This is a genomic window from Acinetobacter sp. IK23 (assembly GCF_035615275.1).
In the GTDB taxonomy this organism is placed as follows: Bacteria; Pseudomonadota; Gammaproteobacteria; order Pseudomonadales; family Moraxellaceae; genus Acinetobacter; species Acinetobacter seifertii.
Genome location: NZ_JANBNX010000002.1, coordinates 155693 through 171720, shown reverse-complemented (window position 1 = coordinate 171720; position 16028 = coordinate 155693). Strand labels below are relative to the sequence as shown.

Below are 16028 nucleotides of genomic sequence, written 5' to 3'. Positions count from 1 at the left end.
CTATTCTTACAGCTCACTATAATTTTATTAAAATAATGATTGATCACGTAAACATGGATGCACTAAGTAAATTTTTTGATGATATCCACTTAAATAAGTCAGAATATATCTATATCAAAGCACAAAATGAATGGGCTTTTAAAACACAAGATCAATCTGCTTTACTTGCTTATATTGTTTTAACCGGTTCTGTATATATTCAAATAAATGCTTCAGAAAAAATAACAGCAAGTGCTGGAGATATTATTTTAATTCCCTCTGGAAAAGCTCACCATGCTACAGACTCAAAAGCGACTGCAAGTAAACTTGTAGATCCTGTCGATATTACTCCGTTATTTAACGGACATCGACAAGACCCGATTGAGCTTGGTTCAGCAGCATCTGAAAATACATTACTGCTCTGTTTACGCTGTCAAGTTGATACGCATATGGCAGGGCCACTTATTAATGCATTACCACCTATCATGCATATTCAACGAGAGAACCAAACCACTCCACCTGAATGGTTGCAATTAGGACTTTATTTTTTAGCAGTCGAAACACAAAAAATTCAACCTGGGCATGACAAGATTATCGATCATTTAGTGAGTATTCTTTTAATTGAATGTATTCGTGATCATATTCAACAAATGTCAGATCAGCAAAACTGGTTAGGTGCCTTAACTCACCCTGAGTTGAGTAATGCTCTATCAGCAATTCATAGTCAACCTGAAGCAAGCTGGACTGTCGAATCATTAGCTGAACAATGTTGCATGTCGCGATCTAAGTTTGCCAATCTTTTTAATAGTATTATTGGTGAACCTCCTCTTACATATTTACAGCATTATCGCTTTCGTTTAGCGAGCCAATATCTGCGTACAAGCAATTTATCAATTCAACAAATTTCAAATAAAGTCGGTTATTCTTCAGAAACAGCATTTAGTCAGGCATTTAAAAGAGTATTTGATTTATCGCCTAAACAATATAGACAAAACTATGTTGGGAGTAGTCTAGATCAGTAATAAAAAAAGCGCCGAAGCGCTTTTTTTATTACATAAGTTTTATTTGATTTTAGCGTGTGACTTTAAATATTCGCTGTAATCTTCAAGTATTTGCTGCCCACGAGACTGGCGATAAAGCTGCTGTAATTGCTTTAACTGGTCAGCTGGCATAGCATTTACCGCAGCTGAATTTACGTTAGATACAGCAACAACGACTAACTCATTTGGTAAGTTTGCTGTTGTAACAGACCACATACCAGGTTTTGGCGTAGGAACACTAAATGCTGCACGCTCAATTGCACGTTTCAAACCTTGTGAGCGAGTAAATACACCTGCGGATTCAAAAGGTACCTTATTTTTTGCAACAACCTGTTCAGCTGGCTGAGTTTTGAATTCAGTCAACATTGTAGCAATTTTTGCTTGAGCCGCTTTACGTGCTTTTTCATCAATTACTTTAGCTTTCGCTTCATTCATCGCTTGAGCAATTGGTTTAACACCAGCAGCATGATAGTCACGTACTTTAATCCAAACTGTATCGCCATTCGCTAATTGAATATTTGATGAAGCATTACGATCACCATTTTTCACATCATCGTTAAACAACTTAATTTTTACGTTTGGATCACTTAACTGCGGGTTTTGAGTAGCTAAAGTTACACCATTTAAAGATTCAATTTTTGTACCTTTGACTTGTTGTACAACTGCATCTAAAGAATCATTACCAACAATCGTTTCATTCAAACTATTAACGGTATCTGAATAAACAGTAGCAACTTTATTCTTTTCAACTTCTGCAGTTAAGCGTGCCTTCTCAGCATCAAATGAAGGAATTTGAGTCGCTGGGGTTTCTGCTTCAATAATATGGTAACCATATTGTGTTTTTACTGGCTGTGAAACTTGACCATTTTTCAAACTTAAAACAGTTTTATCAAATGCATCAGAGAAAATACCAGGTGCATATGCCTCAACTAAGCCGCCTTTCGCTTTCGAAGTTGGATCTTCTGAAAAATGGGCTGCTGCTTGAGCAAATGAAAGACCACCTTGGATTTTTGCGTATACATCTTTAGCAAGCTTTTGGGCTGCTGCATCATCACGACCATCAGTCGTAATAAGAATATGTTTAACAACACGTTTAGCATCTTTTTGCTGAGTTTCTACAAACTTCGCATAGGCTTGCTTAAGCTCAGCATCCGTTGCTGGTGCAGGCTTAGCCATTAAAGATGGAGATAAAACAACATAATCCACATCAACTGAAGCAGGCTGTTTAAACTCATTCTGATGTTTGTTGTAATAGTCAGTAGCTTCTTGATTCGATGCAGTTAAGCCAGTTTTATAACTGTCCAACTTGATACTAGCCAAATGTAATGTACGTTGTTCTGTTTGCAAATTCGCAATTTGCATTAAATCAACTTTACTTACTAAAGAATAATCTGAGAAAGTTGAAGTCAACATTTTTAAAGCGTGATCTTGACGCAAGCTCGCAATTAAAGCTTGGCTTGTCATACCAATCGAGCGCAAATAATTTTCATATAATTTTTGTGAAAACTGGCCATTTTCTTGCAAACTTGGCTGTTGAGCCAACATTTGCTCGATTTGAGCATCACTTAAAGAGATACCGAGTTTTTCAGCTTGCTGAATGAGTAAATTACGAGATACCAATATATCAAGTGCTTTCGCTTGAATTACCGGTAAATTAAGTAAACTTTCATCACCCTTTACAGCAGCTAAATATTGTTCTTTATACCTTTGCGTTAAAGTTTCAAGGTCTTTTTTTGATATGTCCTGTCCATTGACAGTTTTTGCGACATCTGCCTTGTTTCCCCTATTAAAATATCCATTAATACCTACAAGCGCTAAAGGGGTCAAAAACAAAATTAAAAGGACTTTGCCTAGCCAACCCTTAATGACTGTACGAAAAGATTCCATAAGTATTCCAATATTTTATTTCGAGGAGAATTTTAACTGAAAAACCACAATGAATGAATGAGCAATATTGGTCAATTCAGATTTTTAATAAAAAACGCGCCTATATTGGCGCGTTTAATCATCTTAAAAGATTAAGCAACTGAATCTTTAAGACCTTTACCAGCTTTAAAGCTAGGTACTTTTGTTGCTTTAATTTGAAGCTCTTCACCAGTTTTAGGGTTACGGCCAGTACGTGCAGCACGTTCTTTAACACTGAAAGTACCGAAACCAACTAAAGTTACTGTGTCACCTTTTTTTAGTGCTTCAGTAATTGACGCAATTGTCGCATCGAGTGCCTTGCCTGCATCAGTCTTAGATACTCCCCCTTTTTCAGCAATTGCATCGATTAATTCTGATTTATTCATGAATAAAACATCCTCTTAATATCGTTTGTTTAAGGTCCAAGGCTATAGTTTAAAAGGCCATGACGCCTTTATAGCAATGCTTTGGGGGAAAACGCAATACTAGAGCAGAGCTTTTAGCAAAAATAAATGCTAAAAAACTGTTATATATTTGCTAAATCCCTACATTTTTTTACTTTTCATTCAATTTTGCCTTCAATTTTTGATTTTCTTCAATTAAAGCATCAATCTTTATATGCAGTTGAACCAAGAGTTGTTCTATGTGCTGTAAGTCCTTAGGAGTAACTAAGCCAATTCTATTTAAAGAATGATTCACACTGGTATCTAAAATTTTTTCAACTTTGTCTTTGGTGTCAGAAACAGACTCTTTGGCTTTTTCGGTTACTTTACCAACAGTTGTATCTGCTAAGTCACCTGTTTTGGACTCAAGCTCTTCACCTACTTTGACTAGCGAGTCAAATAGTTTATTGCCTTCTTCTTCAGCACGAGAAAAAGCACCTAGACCTGCTAACCAGATCTGTTTAGTATACTTTCTAAAATCTAATGCAGACTTCCTAGAACTTTTTGATTTTAATTTATTTTTTTCTCCTTGCTCTTCTACTTGTGTTTCTATATTTGCATTATCCATTGATCTAAGCTCCTGATCGGATGAGACAGACGAAGTCTTATTTAACCACAAAATATTCTTATAATATCAAAGTCAAGACTTGATACATTTATGAAACTGTTCTACAAAACAATCATGTCATGTAAATATATTTAACAGGACATTATGCTAAGTTTGAGATAGGATGTCTCATTCCCTCAATTAATCTCTAATATTTAAGGATAAACTTTTATGAGTGAAACGCAACAAAGACAAAAACATCCACGTCTGTTGCTGAATATTGTTCTAATTATTTTAGAAACTTTTTTCTCATTTATTCTCACCCACGATGGTGTTCTTCGCTTGCAAGCGAAAAAATTTATCGCTAATAAAATCACAATCCGCATTAATAGCTATTTGCCATTTTTCGACTTCTATGTGCAATTTACTGAGAAAGGCTTGCTATTTGATATTCACTCATATGACCGTCGTATTGATTTAGAAATAAATAGTACACTTATCGATCTTATCAAAATTTTCGCTTTCTCAAATCAACGTAGTTTAAACAACATGCGAATTGATGGAGATTCAGAAACTAAAAAAGAGCTCATCGATTTAATTTCACATCTCACATTACCTAAACTTCTAGCGGACTGGAAACAATGGTTCAACGCGCCAGATGACGAAGCTGAGACACTTGCTTCACGCAAAAGAATTGCCCCATTACTTGAAAAAATCGATCAACAACGTTCAGAGATCAATTCATTAAATGTAGAAATTAAACAATATCAGAATCGAATTGCACGTTTAAAGCAACGCCAACGCAATATTAACTTGTGCTTTGGTATAATTAGCCTAATATTTATTGCTTATTTGATATATAATTTATGGGCAGCATAACTCATTTTTTTCTATCTTGATCCTACACTTGAATTAAAAATAAAAAAACTTGACTATTTTAGTCGGGATTCATAAAATCCTATTATCTAGTCTTAACATGTGTATCGAATCATGCGCCTTACAACTCGCGGTCGCTACGCAGTGACTGCTCTACTTGATTTAGCTTTGCAGCCAACTGAACAAACGATCACGCTCGCCGAAATTGCCGCACGTCAATCTATTTCAGTTGCTTACTTAGAGCAGTTATTCGCTAAACTTAAGCGTCATGGGTTAGTTTCTAGTGTTCGCGGTGCAAATGGTGGTTACCATTTGGCTCGAAACGCTGATGAAATTACTGTGTTAGAAATCATTGAAGCCGTAAATGAAACTGTTGATGCAACGCGTTGCGACCATAAAGGTAACTGCCAAAATGGTGCAATGTGTCTGACTCACGATTTATGGCAAGAACTCTCTCATCATATTGCCGACTATTTAGCCAAAATCACTCTTGCCGACCTCATTAGCCGAGACAACGTTCAAACTGTTGCACTACGCCAAAATGTGACTGGCATAGATTCAGCTCTTTTATCGGGTACAGGTATTTGATATGAAACGTCCAATTTATCTTGATTACGCAGCAACCACTCCAGTAGATCCGCAAGTTGCAGAACGTATGATGGAGTGTTTAACTTTCGACGGTACCTTTGGTAATGCTGCATCTCGTTCCCACGCTTATGGCTGGCAAGCAGAAGAAAAAGTTGAATATGCACGTGAGCAAGTCGCAAATTTAATTAAAGCTGACCCACGTGAAATCGTTTGGACTTCTGGTGCAACCGAATCAGATAACCTTGCTCTTAAAGGTGTAGCTCAATTCTACGCTTCTAAAGGCAAACATATCATTACAAGTAAAATTGAACACAAAGCTGTTCTAGATCCTTGTCGTGAATTAGAAGAACAAGGTTTTGAAATTACTTACCTAGAGCCACAGCCACAAACAGGTTTAATTACTCCTGAGATGGTGAAGGCTGCCCTTCGCCCAGATACCATTCTTGTTTCTCTTATGATGGTAAACAATGAAATTGGTACAGTTACAGATGTAGCGGCGATTGGTGAATTAACACGTGCCAACAAAACATTTTTCCATGTAGATGCAGCACAAGCAGCTGGTAAAGTTGATATCGACTTATCTACTATGAAAATTGATCTTATGAGTTTCTCTGCTCATAAAATTTATGGTCCAAAAGGCATTGGCGCATTATATGTACGTCGTAGCCCACGTGTTCGCTTAAAAGCACAAATTCATGGTGGTGGTCATGAGCGCGGTATGCGTTCTGGTACTTTGGCTACTCACCAAATCGTAGGTATGGGTGAGGCTTTTGAAATCGCAGGCAAAACCATGCATGCAGAACAAGAGCGTCTTCGTAAACTTCGTGACAAACTTTGGAACGGTTTACAAGATCTTGAACAAGTGTTCTTAAATGGTCATCCAACTCAAAACGTTGCAAACTATTTAAATGTCAGCTTTAACTTTGTTGAAGGTGAATCTTTAATGATGTCGCTTAAAGATGCTGCCGTATCAAGTGGTTCAGCTTGTACTTCTGCAACTTTAGAGCCTTCATATGTTCTTCGCGCATTAGGTTTATCTGATGAGCTTGCACACAGCTCGATTCGCTTTAGTTTTGGTAAATACACGACTGAAGAAGACATTGACCACGTGCTTACAATTACCAAAGCCGCTGTTGAGAAATTACGTGAACTTTCTCCGCTTTGGGATATGTACAAAGAAGGTATCGATCTTTCTACAGTTGAATGGGCAGAACACTAATTATTGAAATTAGTGTTTTAACCCTCATATTAATATTAGGCTGACCCCGAGGTTTGGAGAAGCGAAATGGCTTATAGCGAAAAGGTAATTGATCATTACGAAAATCCACGTAATGTTGGTGTTTTAGACAAAAACTCTGAAAATGTTGGTACAGGTATGGTGGGTGCACCTGCATGTGGCGACGTGATGCGTTTACAGATCCAAGTAAATGACAGTGGCGTAATCGAAGAAGCACGCTTTAAAACTTACGGTTGTGGTTCTGCAATCGCATCAAGTTCTCTTGTAACTGAATGGTTAAAAGGCAAAACTCTTGATGAAGCTCAAGCAATCAAAAATATTGATATTGCGACTGAGTTAGCTCTTCCGCCAGTAAAAGTTCACTGCTCTGTTTTAGCTGAAGATGCGATTAAAGCTGCGATTGAAGATTATCGTAGTAAAAAGTCAAAAGCTTAATTTGTTACCATTATAAACGTTGGAGTTTTCATGATTCATTTAACTGAAAATGCTGCGACTCATATTAGCAATTACCTTAAAAACCGAGGTAAGGGTGAAGGCATTCGCGTTGGTGTGAAAACTTCTGGTTGTTCTGGGTTGGCTTATGTTCTCGAGTTTGTAGATGAAATCGATGAACATGATCAAACTTTCGAACAGTTCGGCGTTAAGGTTTTTGTAGATCCGAAAAGCCTAGTTTATTTAGAAGGCTTAGAAATGGACTATGTTAAAAATGGCCTTAATGAAGGGTTCGAATTTAACAATCCTAATAAAAAGGGTGAATGTGGTTGTGGTGAATCTTTCACTGTTTAATCCTCTCCTTTCCTTTCCTCATTAAAACAGTGTCTATCAAGCACTGTTTTAATGTATTTAATTAATGCGGATCCCATTTCTAATGAATCATTTTGAGTTGTTCAATTTACCTGTGGCACTCGATATCGATTTGGCAAGCTTAAAATCAAATTTCTTGAGTTTGCAGCAACAATATCATCCAGATAAAGCCTCAGATAAAGATCAAGCATTGATCAAATCAAGTGAAATCAATCAAGCTTTTAAAACACTATCACAAGTAGATAGCCGTGCTGCTTACCTTTTAGCTCTTAAGAAGCAAGATCATCATCTTGATCAATCTATTAGTGATTTTGAATTTCTACAATCTGCTTTAGAACTTCGTGAACAACTTGACGAAGCGACAACAACTGAACATTTACGTACTTTAAAGCTAGAAGTACAACAATGGATTGATGGCCTGGTTCGTGAATTCAAAATTGATTACAGTGAAGAAGATTGGGCTGAAGCACGTGATACCGTACGTAAGTTACGTTTCTTTCAACGTGTTTTGAACGATATTGATAAAGCAGAAGATCAACTGTTAGATGAAGAAGACAGCTTTGATTTAGACGATGATTTTTAATTTTGCTTTTTCTACTTTATTTTCAAGGGATTTAACTCATGGCACTTTTGCAAATTGCTGAACCGGGTCAATCCAGTGCCCCACACCAACATCGCATTGCGATTGGTATTGACCTAGGAACAACACACTCACTAGTTGCGACAGTGTTATCAGGCAAACCTAAAGTACTCAATGATGTTCAAAATAGAAGATTACTTCCTTCTATCGTTCATTATGGGGACAGTACAACTCATTATGGTGAAGAAGCCAAACCATTTATCATTGCAGATCCAAAAAATACGATTGTATCTGTTAAACGATTTATGGGGCGCTCAAAAGCAGATATTAAGTTTCAGCATCCATATGAATTAGTAGGCTCAGAAAATGAGATGCCTGCTTTTGAAACACGTGCTGGGCGTAAAACACCTGTAGAAATTTCAGCTGAAATTTTAAAACAATTAAAAGATCGTGCTGAAGACAGTCTACAAAATCCTGTTAATGGTGCTGTGATTACAGTTCCTGCTTACTTTGATGAAGCTCAACGTCAAGCAACTCGTGACGCCGCTCAACTTGCTGGTTTAAATGTATTACGTTTATTAAATGAACCTACAGCTGCCGCAGTTGCTTATGGATTGGATCAAGAAAGTAACTTAGAGACCGACCGTAACTATGTAATTTACGATTTGGGCGGTGGTACTTTTGATGTATCAATCTTGCGTTTTTCACAAGGCGTATTTGAAGTCTTAGCGACAGGTGGTCATACAGCTTTAGGTGGTGATGACTTAGACCGTCTAATTGTGAAATGGGCAAAAAAACAGCTTAATATTGATGTATTAAGTAATGAAGACTATGCCGTATTTATAGTTGCAGCGCGTCAAGCTAAAGAACAATTATCTACTCAAGATTCAGTTGAATTAAAGCTGATTGATACAACTCTTACACTAGATCGCCCTACATTTGAAAGCATTATTCAAGTGGCTCTAGATAAAACCATTAGTGTTTGTAAGCGTGTACTACGTGATGCCAAGCTTGAGTTAACTGACATTCAAAATGTTGTTTTGGTAGGTGGTTCTACCCGTTCTTATGCGGTTCAAAAAGCAGTCCGTGACATTTTTAATCAAGAGCCTCTTTGCACGATCAACCCGGATGAAGTTGTGGCTATTGGTGCCTCGATTACGGCAAATCAGTTAATCGGCAATAGTCAAGATGGTTCACTTCTTTTAGATGTGACTCCTCTTTCTCTTGGGCTAGAAACAATGGGTGGTTTAGTTGAACGCCTAATTTCTCGCAATACCGCTATTCCTGTAGCCCGTCGTCAAGAATTTACAACTTATCAAGACGGTCAAACTGCCATGTTAATTCATGTAGTTCAGGGTGAGCGTGATTTAGTTGAACATTGCCGCTCATTAGGCAGATTTGTGCTTCATGGTATTCCACCAATGACAGCAGGCCAAGCTCGTATTGAGGTCACTTTCCAAGTTGATGCAGATGGTTTACTCACTGTTTCTGCTCGTGAAACAACTTCTGGTGTACAAGCCTATATTGATATTAAACCATCTTATGGTTTATCTGAAGCAGATACGGAACGCTTATTAATTGAAGGTTTTCAACATGCCGAAGAAGACAAAAATCTTCGTCACTTAAAGGAAACCAAAGTTGAAGCAGAACGTGAACTTGAGGCTCTAGAGCAAGCATTAAAAGTAGATGCAGATTTACTTGATGAAAACCAGCGTGAAGCTCTTAACTCTGCAAAAGAATCCTTGAAAACCCAGCTTGAAGGCAGCGATATCCAAGCGATTGAGCAAGCAGTTCAACAGCTTAAAGTACATAGTGATGCGTTTGCAGCACTACGAATGAATCGACATATTGACCATGCCTTAAAAGGCACAAAACTCGACGATTGGTCAAAATCAAACTAAAAGGTATAGGTGATCAATATGCCACGTATTAAAGTACTTCCTCATGCTCAGATTTGTCCCGAAGGCGCAGAATTTGAGGTTGAACAAAATGCAAATCTTTGCCAGAGTCTGCTCAACAAAGGTATCAAAATCGAACATGCTTGTGACATGTCATGCGCATGTACAACTTGCCATGTCATTGTTCGCAAAGGTTTTGATAGCTTAGAAGAAATGAATGATGTTGAAGCCGATCTTTTAGACCGTGCTTGGGGATTAGAGCCAGACTCTCGTCTTTCATGCCAAGTTAAAATCGTAGATGAAGATCTTGAAATCGAGATTCCGAAATACACAATTAACCATGCATCAGAAAATCATTAAAATATAATAGTGAAAAAGCTGCTTCGGCAGCTTTTTTATTGTTGTAATTTATATTTGGTTTTGCTTTTGATCAATATTTATTTGCTTAACTTCGTCTTCAAGTTTAAGCTGAGCCACACCTTGAGTATTAATCAAAGTTTGTTGAACTTTAATGCGCTGAATCATTTTTTCAAGCACTTCAACCAATTCTGGATACTCATAGTTCTGTACTTCTTCTAAGTTCAGGACTAAATGGAAACCTTTATATTCATAATCAAACCATTGCTGATGATCTGACTTGTTCCCTGTATATTTTTCCATGACTTGCCATGTTTTTACTGCACCTTGAATACCTTTTAAATAAATAGGTGTTTTAGGTGCACATAGAAAATCACTTTTAATAAGTTGATAAGTATCATCAGAAATGAGTATCTCATCGATTTCAGCAGCATATTGTAAACGTGCCGCCAAATTTACATCACGACCTACAATCGTATAAGCCATACGGTGTGTTGCCCCGTAGTTCCCAACGTGGCAATAACCCGTACTAATACCCATACGGATATGTAATGCCGAATATCCCATTTTCTTCCAACGTTCGCGCAACAACTTCATTTGCTGACGCATAGCAATTGCCATTTCTACACATGATTTGGCATCTTGCTCAACACCTTGTGAATTCGGATCTCCAAAAAATATGAGAATCGCATCTCCCATAAATTTATCGACAGTCGCCTCGTATTGCTTCGCAATTTCAGTCATATGACTTAAATAGTCATTAAGCAAGAAAGCCAAATCATCTGGAATTAAGGTTTCGGATAACTCAGTAAAACCCTGAATATCAGAAAAGAATACTGTCATTTTCTTACGTTTATATTCAATTTTTGCCTCAGCCTCACCGCGCATAATAGATTGCCATAGCTGTAATGGCGCATAGCGGCTTAACTGATTAGCAAAAGCGATATAACGTGTCATTTGATCATAATAATGCTGACGTTGCTGACTAATTTTTTTGACCCAGCGATGTTGGTAGTAATTTCCAATGGTTATAAACATAACCAGACCAAGCAAAGTAATTACTGTAAGTTCTTGGCTAGTAGCTTCAAAATATGGATGGAAACCGAATAGGAAAAAAGTACTTAAATAAAAAATAATCGCACCAAGTAAGCTCGTTAAGCAAATCACTGCAAACGAAATACGACTATTAATAGCTGAGTAAAATAAAGCAAAAACTGCAATAAATGTTGGAACAAGATTAAGGTGTACTCCCGCAAGAGTAACTGCCACCACAATCGTGTCTATCGCAAAAAAAACACTTTTTTGTGTTTTCTTATCAAATTGATACTGTAACCAATGTTCTAATTTAGAACTGATAAAAAGTAAAAAAAGGAAAAAAGGAGGAATATAGATTTGATAATTAGTATTTGGTGAGGTGAAAGCATAGATCACTAAAATCAATGACAGAATTGAATACCCCATCAAACGATGAAAATATGCAAACTGTTTAGGTTCTCGATCTATAAACCTCTCTAATTGCACCCTATCCTCCACATTTCAATGTAGCCACACTGAGATGTGGCATTACATTGATTTAATCCATGCGCCAATCAAAAGGCATATCACCTTGACCACGTAAAGCAAGCATAAGGGTCTGACGCATGTGAGCTAAAACATCACTTGTGTATGGCACTGCTGGTGTACCCCACACTGGTTTAGGCCAAGCTACGTCATTTTGATAGCGGACAACATGGTGGAAATGTAATTGAGGTACCATATTACCTAGAGCTGCAACATTCATTTTGTCAGCACGAAAAATACGAGCTAACTGGCTAGATAACCAGCTTGATTCACGTAAAAACTGTTCTTGGTCAGCTTGGCTCAATTCGTATAATTCCGTGATTCCTGGTACACGTGGTACTAAAATCAACCAAGGAAATTGCATATCATTCATTAAACGACATGTTGAAAGCGGAAAATCGCCTACAAAAAAAGTATCTTGAGCAAGTTGTGGATGCAAACTAAACATATCTTTTATAAATGACAATAAACAATAATGGCTAATACTATCACATCAGTTTTGATGTGAATATTATTAGTAGCCTGTTTGCTTACAAATAATAATGATTTTATGCACTTATTCATATCTCAAGGTATAAATAGTGCATAACTTTCAATTGTAGCAATACAAATGTCTTACTCAATTATCGTTTATAAAAAAACATATCTCAGACATGTAGTTCACTCATCAATTTTTGTAGTAGATCATTGATAAATTGAATCCGTTTTTCATACTCTTCGAGCTGAACCATTACTTTTAAACGTTGACCACCTTCCATACGATAATAGGTCGGATTTTTTTGCATCAATTGAATAATACTAATCGCCTGAACTGGGGTATCTGGTGAAAATTCAACATGTCCACCCTGAGTATTAATATCAATTTTTGTAATACCTAAATGTTCTGCTTTTAAGCGAATCTGATGCACACTAAACAAGTGTTTAACTGACTGTGGAGGAACACCAAAACGGTCTATCAGTTCCATTCGGATATTATCTAATTTTTCCTGAGTATCGGTACTACTAATACGCTTATAGAATAATAATCTTTGATGAACATCGCCTAAGTAATCATCAGGGATAAGCGCAGGAATATGTAAATTAATTTCAGCAGTTAACGACAATGGTGCATCAAAATTCGGCGTTTTACCTTGTTGAATTGCTTTGGTCGCTTTCTCAAGCATTTCCATATACAAGCTATATCCTATCGCTTGCATTGAACCACTTTGTTGCTCACCCAATAACTCACCAGCACCACGAATTTCTAAATCTTCAGTAGCAAGCATGAAACCTGCACCCAATGTAGAAGCTCGTTGAATTGCATCAAGGCGTTTTTCAGCATCACCTTTCAAATGTTTGATTGAAGGTACCAATAAATAAGCATAAGCCTGATGATGTGAACGACCTACGCGGCCACGTAGTTGGTGTAATTGTGCTAAACCAAGCTTATCTGCACGTTCAATTATGATTGTATTGGCATTTGGAACATCAATACCCGTTTCAATAATAGTTGAACACACCAGTACATTATATTCTTTGTGATAGAACTGCTGCATGACTTGCTCAAGCTCACGTTCACGCATTTGTCCATGTGCCACAGCTACGCGTGCTTCAGGTACAAGAACACGGATATTTTCAGCGGCTCTTTCAATGGTATCTACTTCATTATGCAAGAAGTAAACTTGTCCACCACGTAATAACTCACGCAAAACTGCTTCTTTAATCGAAGCATCTGTATGCTCTTGTACGAAGGTTTTCACTGCTAAACGACGTGCAGGCGGAGTTGCAATAATTGACAAATCACGCATACCAGAGAAAGCCATATTAAGCGTACGAGGAATTGGTGTTGCTGTAAGAGTCAACATATCAACATCGGCACGTAAAGCTTTAATTCGCTCTTTATCACGTACACCAAAGCGATGTTCTTCGTCTACAACCATTAGGCCTAAATCTTTAAACTGAACATTTTCTTGCAATAGCTTATGTGTACCTACCACAATGTCTACTTTACCATCAGCCAAGTCTTCAATATTTTTCACATGAGTTTTGTTTGAACCAAATCGTGATAACACTTCAATACGAACGGGCCAATCAGCAAAACGGTCTTTAAAAGACTCATAATGCTGTTGAGCAAGTAATGTGGTAGGAACTAAAACTGCAACTTGTTTACCATTTTGTACTGCAACAAACGCTGCACGCATGGCCACTTCGGTTTTACCAAAACCTACATCACCACACACCAATCTATCCATTGGTTTTGCTTGCTGCATATCGTGCAGCGTGGCTTCAATTGCATTAGCCTGATCAAGCGTTTCTTCATACGCAAAGCCGCTTGCAAATTGCATATAAAGCGACTGATCTAATTCAAAAGCAAAGCCAGGTTTTGATTGACGACGTGCCTGTATATGTAAAAGTTCGGCTGCAACATCATGAATTTGTTCTAAAGCCTTACGTTTTGCCTTACTCCAAGCATCTGTACCAATTTTATGTAATGGTGCTAAATCTGGATCACCACCACTATAACGGCTAATCAGATGCAAGTTTGTTACTGGGACATAAACTTTAGCATCTTCAGCATAATCGAGTTGCAAGAACTCATAGTCTTGCCCTTCGATAGCAAGTGTAATTAAACCAGCATAACGCCCCACACCATGATCAATATGCACAACAGGAGCACCAATACTAAGCTCAGTTAAGCTTCGAATCAGAAACTCTTCCGAAACTTCCTGTTGTCGCTTACGACGACGCTGTACAACCCGGTGTTCATAAAGCTGATTTTCTGAAATAACTGTTAATTGATCAGTTATAAGTAAGCCACGGTCTAAAGGTGCATTGGTAATCGCAATTGCAAATTGACTGTTTTTGAATTGCTCAAAATTCTCTACATTCGGAATTTCCCCCAAACTTGAACGCAATGCATCTTTTAAACTTTCTCGACGTCCTGCACTTTCCGCAACCAATAGAACAGGATGGTTTGCTTCATCAATATATTTTTTTACAGCTGTAAATGGTTTTTCTTTTTTTGGGTCGACCGGTAATTTAGGTGGTTGCTCAGTTTTAAGGTTAAGTGCACCAGCTTTTTCTTCAATCGTTTCCGCACTCACAAGCATTCGTGGAAACTGATTTAAAGCACTCAACAAATGATTTGGAGAAATAAATAACTCTTCAGGAGCAAGAATAGGTTGATCAATATTATGACGTCGATCTTCATAACGACGCATAACTTCTTTCCAGAAGTTAGTTAAATCGGTATCAACATCATTGGTTGTAATTACAATGCAATTCTTTGGCAAGTACGTTGTAAACATACTTTGCGATTGCATTTGTTCTTTATCAAAAAATAAAGGTAAATAAAACTCAATCCCAGGAGATGCTATACCATCTAAAACATCTTGATAAATTGGATTTTTCTTAGGGTTTGCTGTCGGAAAAAACTCAGAATAACGATCTCTAAAAACTGACCGTGCTTCTTTTAATGGAAACTCTTTAGCTGGTAGAACAGTAAAACTTTTTAGCGTTGTGGTTGTTCTTTGGGTTTCAGGGTCAAAGAATTTTAAAGAATCAATTTCATCATCAAATAGGTCTATGCGGATAGGAGCTTCTTGCCCAGATGCAAAAATATCCATAATACTGCCGCGTACCGCAAATTCGCCATGATCATATACTGTATCTACCAAGTGGTAGCCAGCCTGAACTAATCTTAATTTTTGCTGTTCTAAATCAAATTTTTGTCCCACTCTTATGTCAAAGTGCTTACCTAAAACCCATGAATAAGGTGCAACCCGTTGAGCCAAAGTACTTGCTGAGATGAGTAATACGCCTTGCTGCGGCATATTCGATAAAATCGCAAGACGCTCCGAGACAATATCCTGATGCGGAGATAACCGATCATAAGGCAAAATTTCCCAATCAGGGAAAATTGTCGGTTTTATCCCATAAAACTCAAGTTCACTTTCTAATTGTGCAACATGTTGGTTATTTCGAGCGACTAAAACGAATAAAGAAGAATGCTGAGTCGCAATTTCTTTAAGCAATAAAGCGGCTGATGAACCTAATAATGACCCCACCCAACGCTTTTCACCGGCCTTGAGCTGTTGCAAATTCAATTGAGAGATTTCTTGTTGAAACATGTATATGGCTTTTATGAGCTAAAAAGATATGAGGTTAATAGTAGCATGATGTTTTTATTGAATTGAGTTATTTTTCTGAAATCAAGCTACTACTTTACGATACTT

Annotated in this window: 15 protein-coding genes; 9 read left to right on the top strand and 6 right to left on the bottom strand. The window is 37.4% G+C overall.

Features of this window, described 5'->3' with window-relative positions:
• The first annotated feature begins 53 nt into the window (after window positions 1–53).
• A complete protein-coding gene (locus MSG95_RS02755) occupies window positions 54–1001 on the top strand; it encodes an AraC family transcriptional regulator (RefSeq protein WP_416202332.1) in 948 nt (315 codons plus the stop codon).
• A 39-nt stretch (window positions 1002–1040) separates the two neighbouring features.
• Here MSG95_RS02755 and MSG95_RS02750 read toward each other — a convergent pair whose 3' ends face one another.
• The 3 genes from MSG95_RS02750 to MSG95_RS02740 all read right to left on the bottom strand — a co-directional run bounded on the left by MSG95_RS02750 (window position 1041) and on the right by MSG95_RS02740 (window position 3935).
• Complete coding sequence (locus tag MSG95_RS02750) at window positions 1041–2906, bottom strand: SurA N-terminal domain-containing protein (RefSeq protein ID WP_324624580.1); 1866 nt, start codon at window positions 2904–2906, stop codon at window positions 1041–1043.
• Between the two features lie 131 nt (window positions 2907–3037).
• Window positions 3038–3310: an HU family DNA-binding protein gene (locus MSG95_RS02745; RefSeq protein ID WP_001043034.1), complete on the bottom strand. Its 273-nt coding sequence runs from the start codon at window positions 3308–3310 to the stop codon at window positions 3038–3040.
• Window positions 3311–3479: 169 nt separating this feature from the next.
• On the bottom strand, window positions 3480–3935 hold the full coding sequence (locus tag MSG95_RS02740) for a phasin family protein (RefSeq protein WP_077165473.1): 456 nt from the start codon (window positions 3933–3935) through the stop codon (window positions 3480–3482).
• Window positions 3936–4145: 210 nt separating this feature from the next.
• Between MSG95_RS02740 and MSG95_RS02735 the strand changes: the two genes are divergently transcribed.
• The 8 genes from MSG95_RS02735 (at window position 4146) to fdx (ending at window position 10257) form a co-directional block, all read left to right on the top strand.
• Window positions 4146–4793 carry a hypothetical protein gene (locus MSG95_RS02735; protein WP_077165472.1) on the top strand — a complete coding sequence of 216 codons (648 nt, stop codon included), beginning with the start codon at window positions 4146–4148 and terminating at the stop codon, window positions 4791–4793.
• 111 nt (window positions 4794–4904) lie between these two features.
• Complete coding sequence (locus MSG95_RS02730) at window positions 4905–5378, top strand: Rrf2 family transcriptional regulator (protein ID WP_004701912.1); 474 nt, start codon at window positions 4905–4907, stop codon at window positions 5376–5378.
• A gap of 1 nt (window position 5379) precedes the next feature.
• On the top strand, window positions 5380–6597 hold the full coding sequence (locus MSG95_RS02725; protein WP_004701914.1) for an IscS subfamily cysteine desulfurase: 1218 nt from the start codon (window positions 5380–5382) through the stop codon (window positions 6595–6597).
• 66 nt (window positions 6598–6663) lie between these two features.
• Window positions 6664–7050, top strand: a complete 387-nt coding sequence (gene iscU, locus MSG95_RS02720) for a Fe-S cluster assembly scaffold IscU (protein WP_002049835.1) — start codon at window positions 6664–6666, stop codon at window positions 7048–7050.
• A gap of 30 nt (window positions 7051–7080) precedes the next feature.
• Window positions 7081–7401, top strand: a complete 321-nt coding sequence (gene iscA, locus MSG95_RS02715) for an iron-sulfur cluster assembly protein IscA (RefSeq protein ID WP_004701917.1) — start codon at window positions 7081–7083, stop codon at window positions 7399–7401.
• Between the two features lie 82 nt (window positions 7402–7483).
• Entirely contained in the window at window positions 7484–8002 is a 519-nt protein-coding gene (hscB, locus tag MSG95_RS02710; RefSeq protein ID WP_004701919.1) for a Fe-S protein assembly co-chaperone HscB, read from the top strand.
• A 38-nt stretch (window positions 8003–8040) separates the two neighbouring features.
• On the top strand, window positions 8041–9900 hold the full coding sequence (gene hscA / locus MSG95_RS02705) for a Fe-S protein assembly chaperone HscA (RefSeq protein ID WP_077165471.1): 1860 nt from the start codon (window positions 8041–8043) through the stop codon (window positions 9898–9900).
• An 18-nt stretch (window positions 9901–9918) separates the two neighbouring features.
• Window positions 9919–10257, top strand: a complete 339-nt coding sequence (gene fdx / locus MSG95_RS02700; RefSeq protein WP_002049779.1) for an ISC system 2Fe-2S type ferredoxin — start codon at window positions 9919–9921, stop codon at window positions 10255–10257.
• 48 nt (window positions 10258–10305) lie between these two features.
• Here the strand turns inward: fdx and MSG95_RS02695 are convergent, their stop codons facing one another.
• From MSG95_RS02695 to mfd, 3 genes are all read right to left on the bottom strand, one after another.
• Window positions 10306–11775 carry an adenylate/guanylate cyclase domain-containing protein gene (locus tag MSG95_RS02695; RefSeq protein ID WP_019459027.1) on the bottom strand — a complete coding sequence of 490 codons (1470 nt, stop codon included), beginning with the start codon at window positions 11773–11775 and terminating at the stop codon, window positions 10306–10308.
• A 52-nt stretch (window positions 11776–11827) separates the two neighbouring features.
• A complete protein-coding gene (locus tag MSG95_RS02690) occupies window positions 11828–12262 on the bottom strand; it encodes an HIT domain-containing protein (RefSeq protein ID WP_077165470.1) in 435 nt (144 codons plus the stop codon).
• Window positions 12263–12461: 199 nt separating this feature from the next.
• Window positions 12462–15923 carry a transcription-repair coupling factor gene (mfd, locus tag MSG95_RS02685; protein ID WP_077165469.1) on the bottom strand — a complete coding sequence of 1154 codons (3462 nt, stop codon included), beginning with the start codon at window positions 15921–15923 and terminating at the stop codon, window positions 12462–12464.
• Window positions 15924–16028 lie beyond the last annotated feature (105 nt).

Coding starts and splice junctions, on each gene's coding strand:
- MSG95_RS02690 (WP_077165470.1), bottom strand. CDS start 12,262: ATGTTTAGTTTGCATCCACAACTTGCTCAAGATACTTTTTTTGTAGGC.
- hscB (WP_004701919.1), top strand. CDS start 7,484: ATGAATCATTTTGAGTTGTTCAATTTACCTGTGGCACTCGATATCGAT.
- MSG95_RS02750 (WP_324624580.1), bottom strand. CDS start 2,906: ATGGAATCTTTTCGTACAGTCATTAAGGGTTGGCTAGGCAAAGTCCTT.
- mfd (WP_077165469.1), bottom strand. CDS start 15,923: ATGTTTCAACAAGAAATCTCTCAATTGAATTTGCAACAGCTCAAGGCC.
- MSG95_RS02730 (WP_004701912.1), top strand. CDS start 4,905: ATGCGCCTTACAACTCGCGGTCGCTACGCAGTGACTGCTCTACTTGAT.
- MSG95_RS02735 (WP_077165472.1), top strand. CDS start 4,146: ATGAGTGAAACGCAACAAAGACAAAAACATCCACGTCTGTTGCTGAAT.
- MSG95_RS02725 (WP_004701914.1), top strand. CDS start 5,380: ATGAAACGTCCAATTTATCTTGATTACGCAGCAACCACTCCAGTAGAT.
- fdx (WP_002049779.1), top strand. CDS start 9,919: ATGCCACGTATTAAAGTACTTCCTCATGCTCAGATTTGTCCCGAAGGC.
- hscA (WP_077165471.1), top strand. CDS start 8,041: ATGGCACTTTTGCAAATTGCTGAACCGGGTCAATCCAGTGCCCCACAC.
- MSG95_RS02745 (WP_001043034.1), bottom strand. CDS start 3,310: ATGAATAAATCAGAATTAATCGATGCAATTGCTGAAAAAGGGGGAGTA.
- MSG95_RS02740 (WP_077165473.1), bottom strand. CDS start 3,935: ATGGATAATGCAAATATAGAAACACAAGTAGAAGAGCAAGGAGAAAAA.
- iscU (WP_002049835.1), top strand. CDS start 6,664: ATGGCTTATAGCGAAAAGGTAATTGATCATTACGAAAATCCACGTAAT.
- iscA (WP_004701917.1), top strand. CDS start 7,081: ATGATTCATTTAACTGAAAATGCTGCGACTCATATTAGCAATTACCTT.
- MSG95_RS02755 (WP_416202332.1), top strand. CDS start 54: ATGGATGCACTAAGTAAATTTTTTGATGATATCCACTTAAATAAGTCA.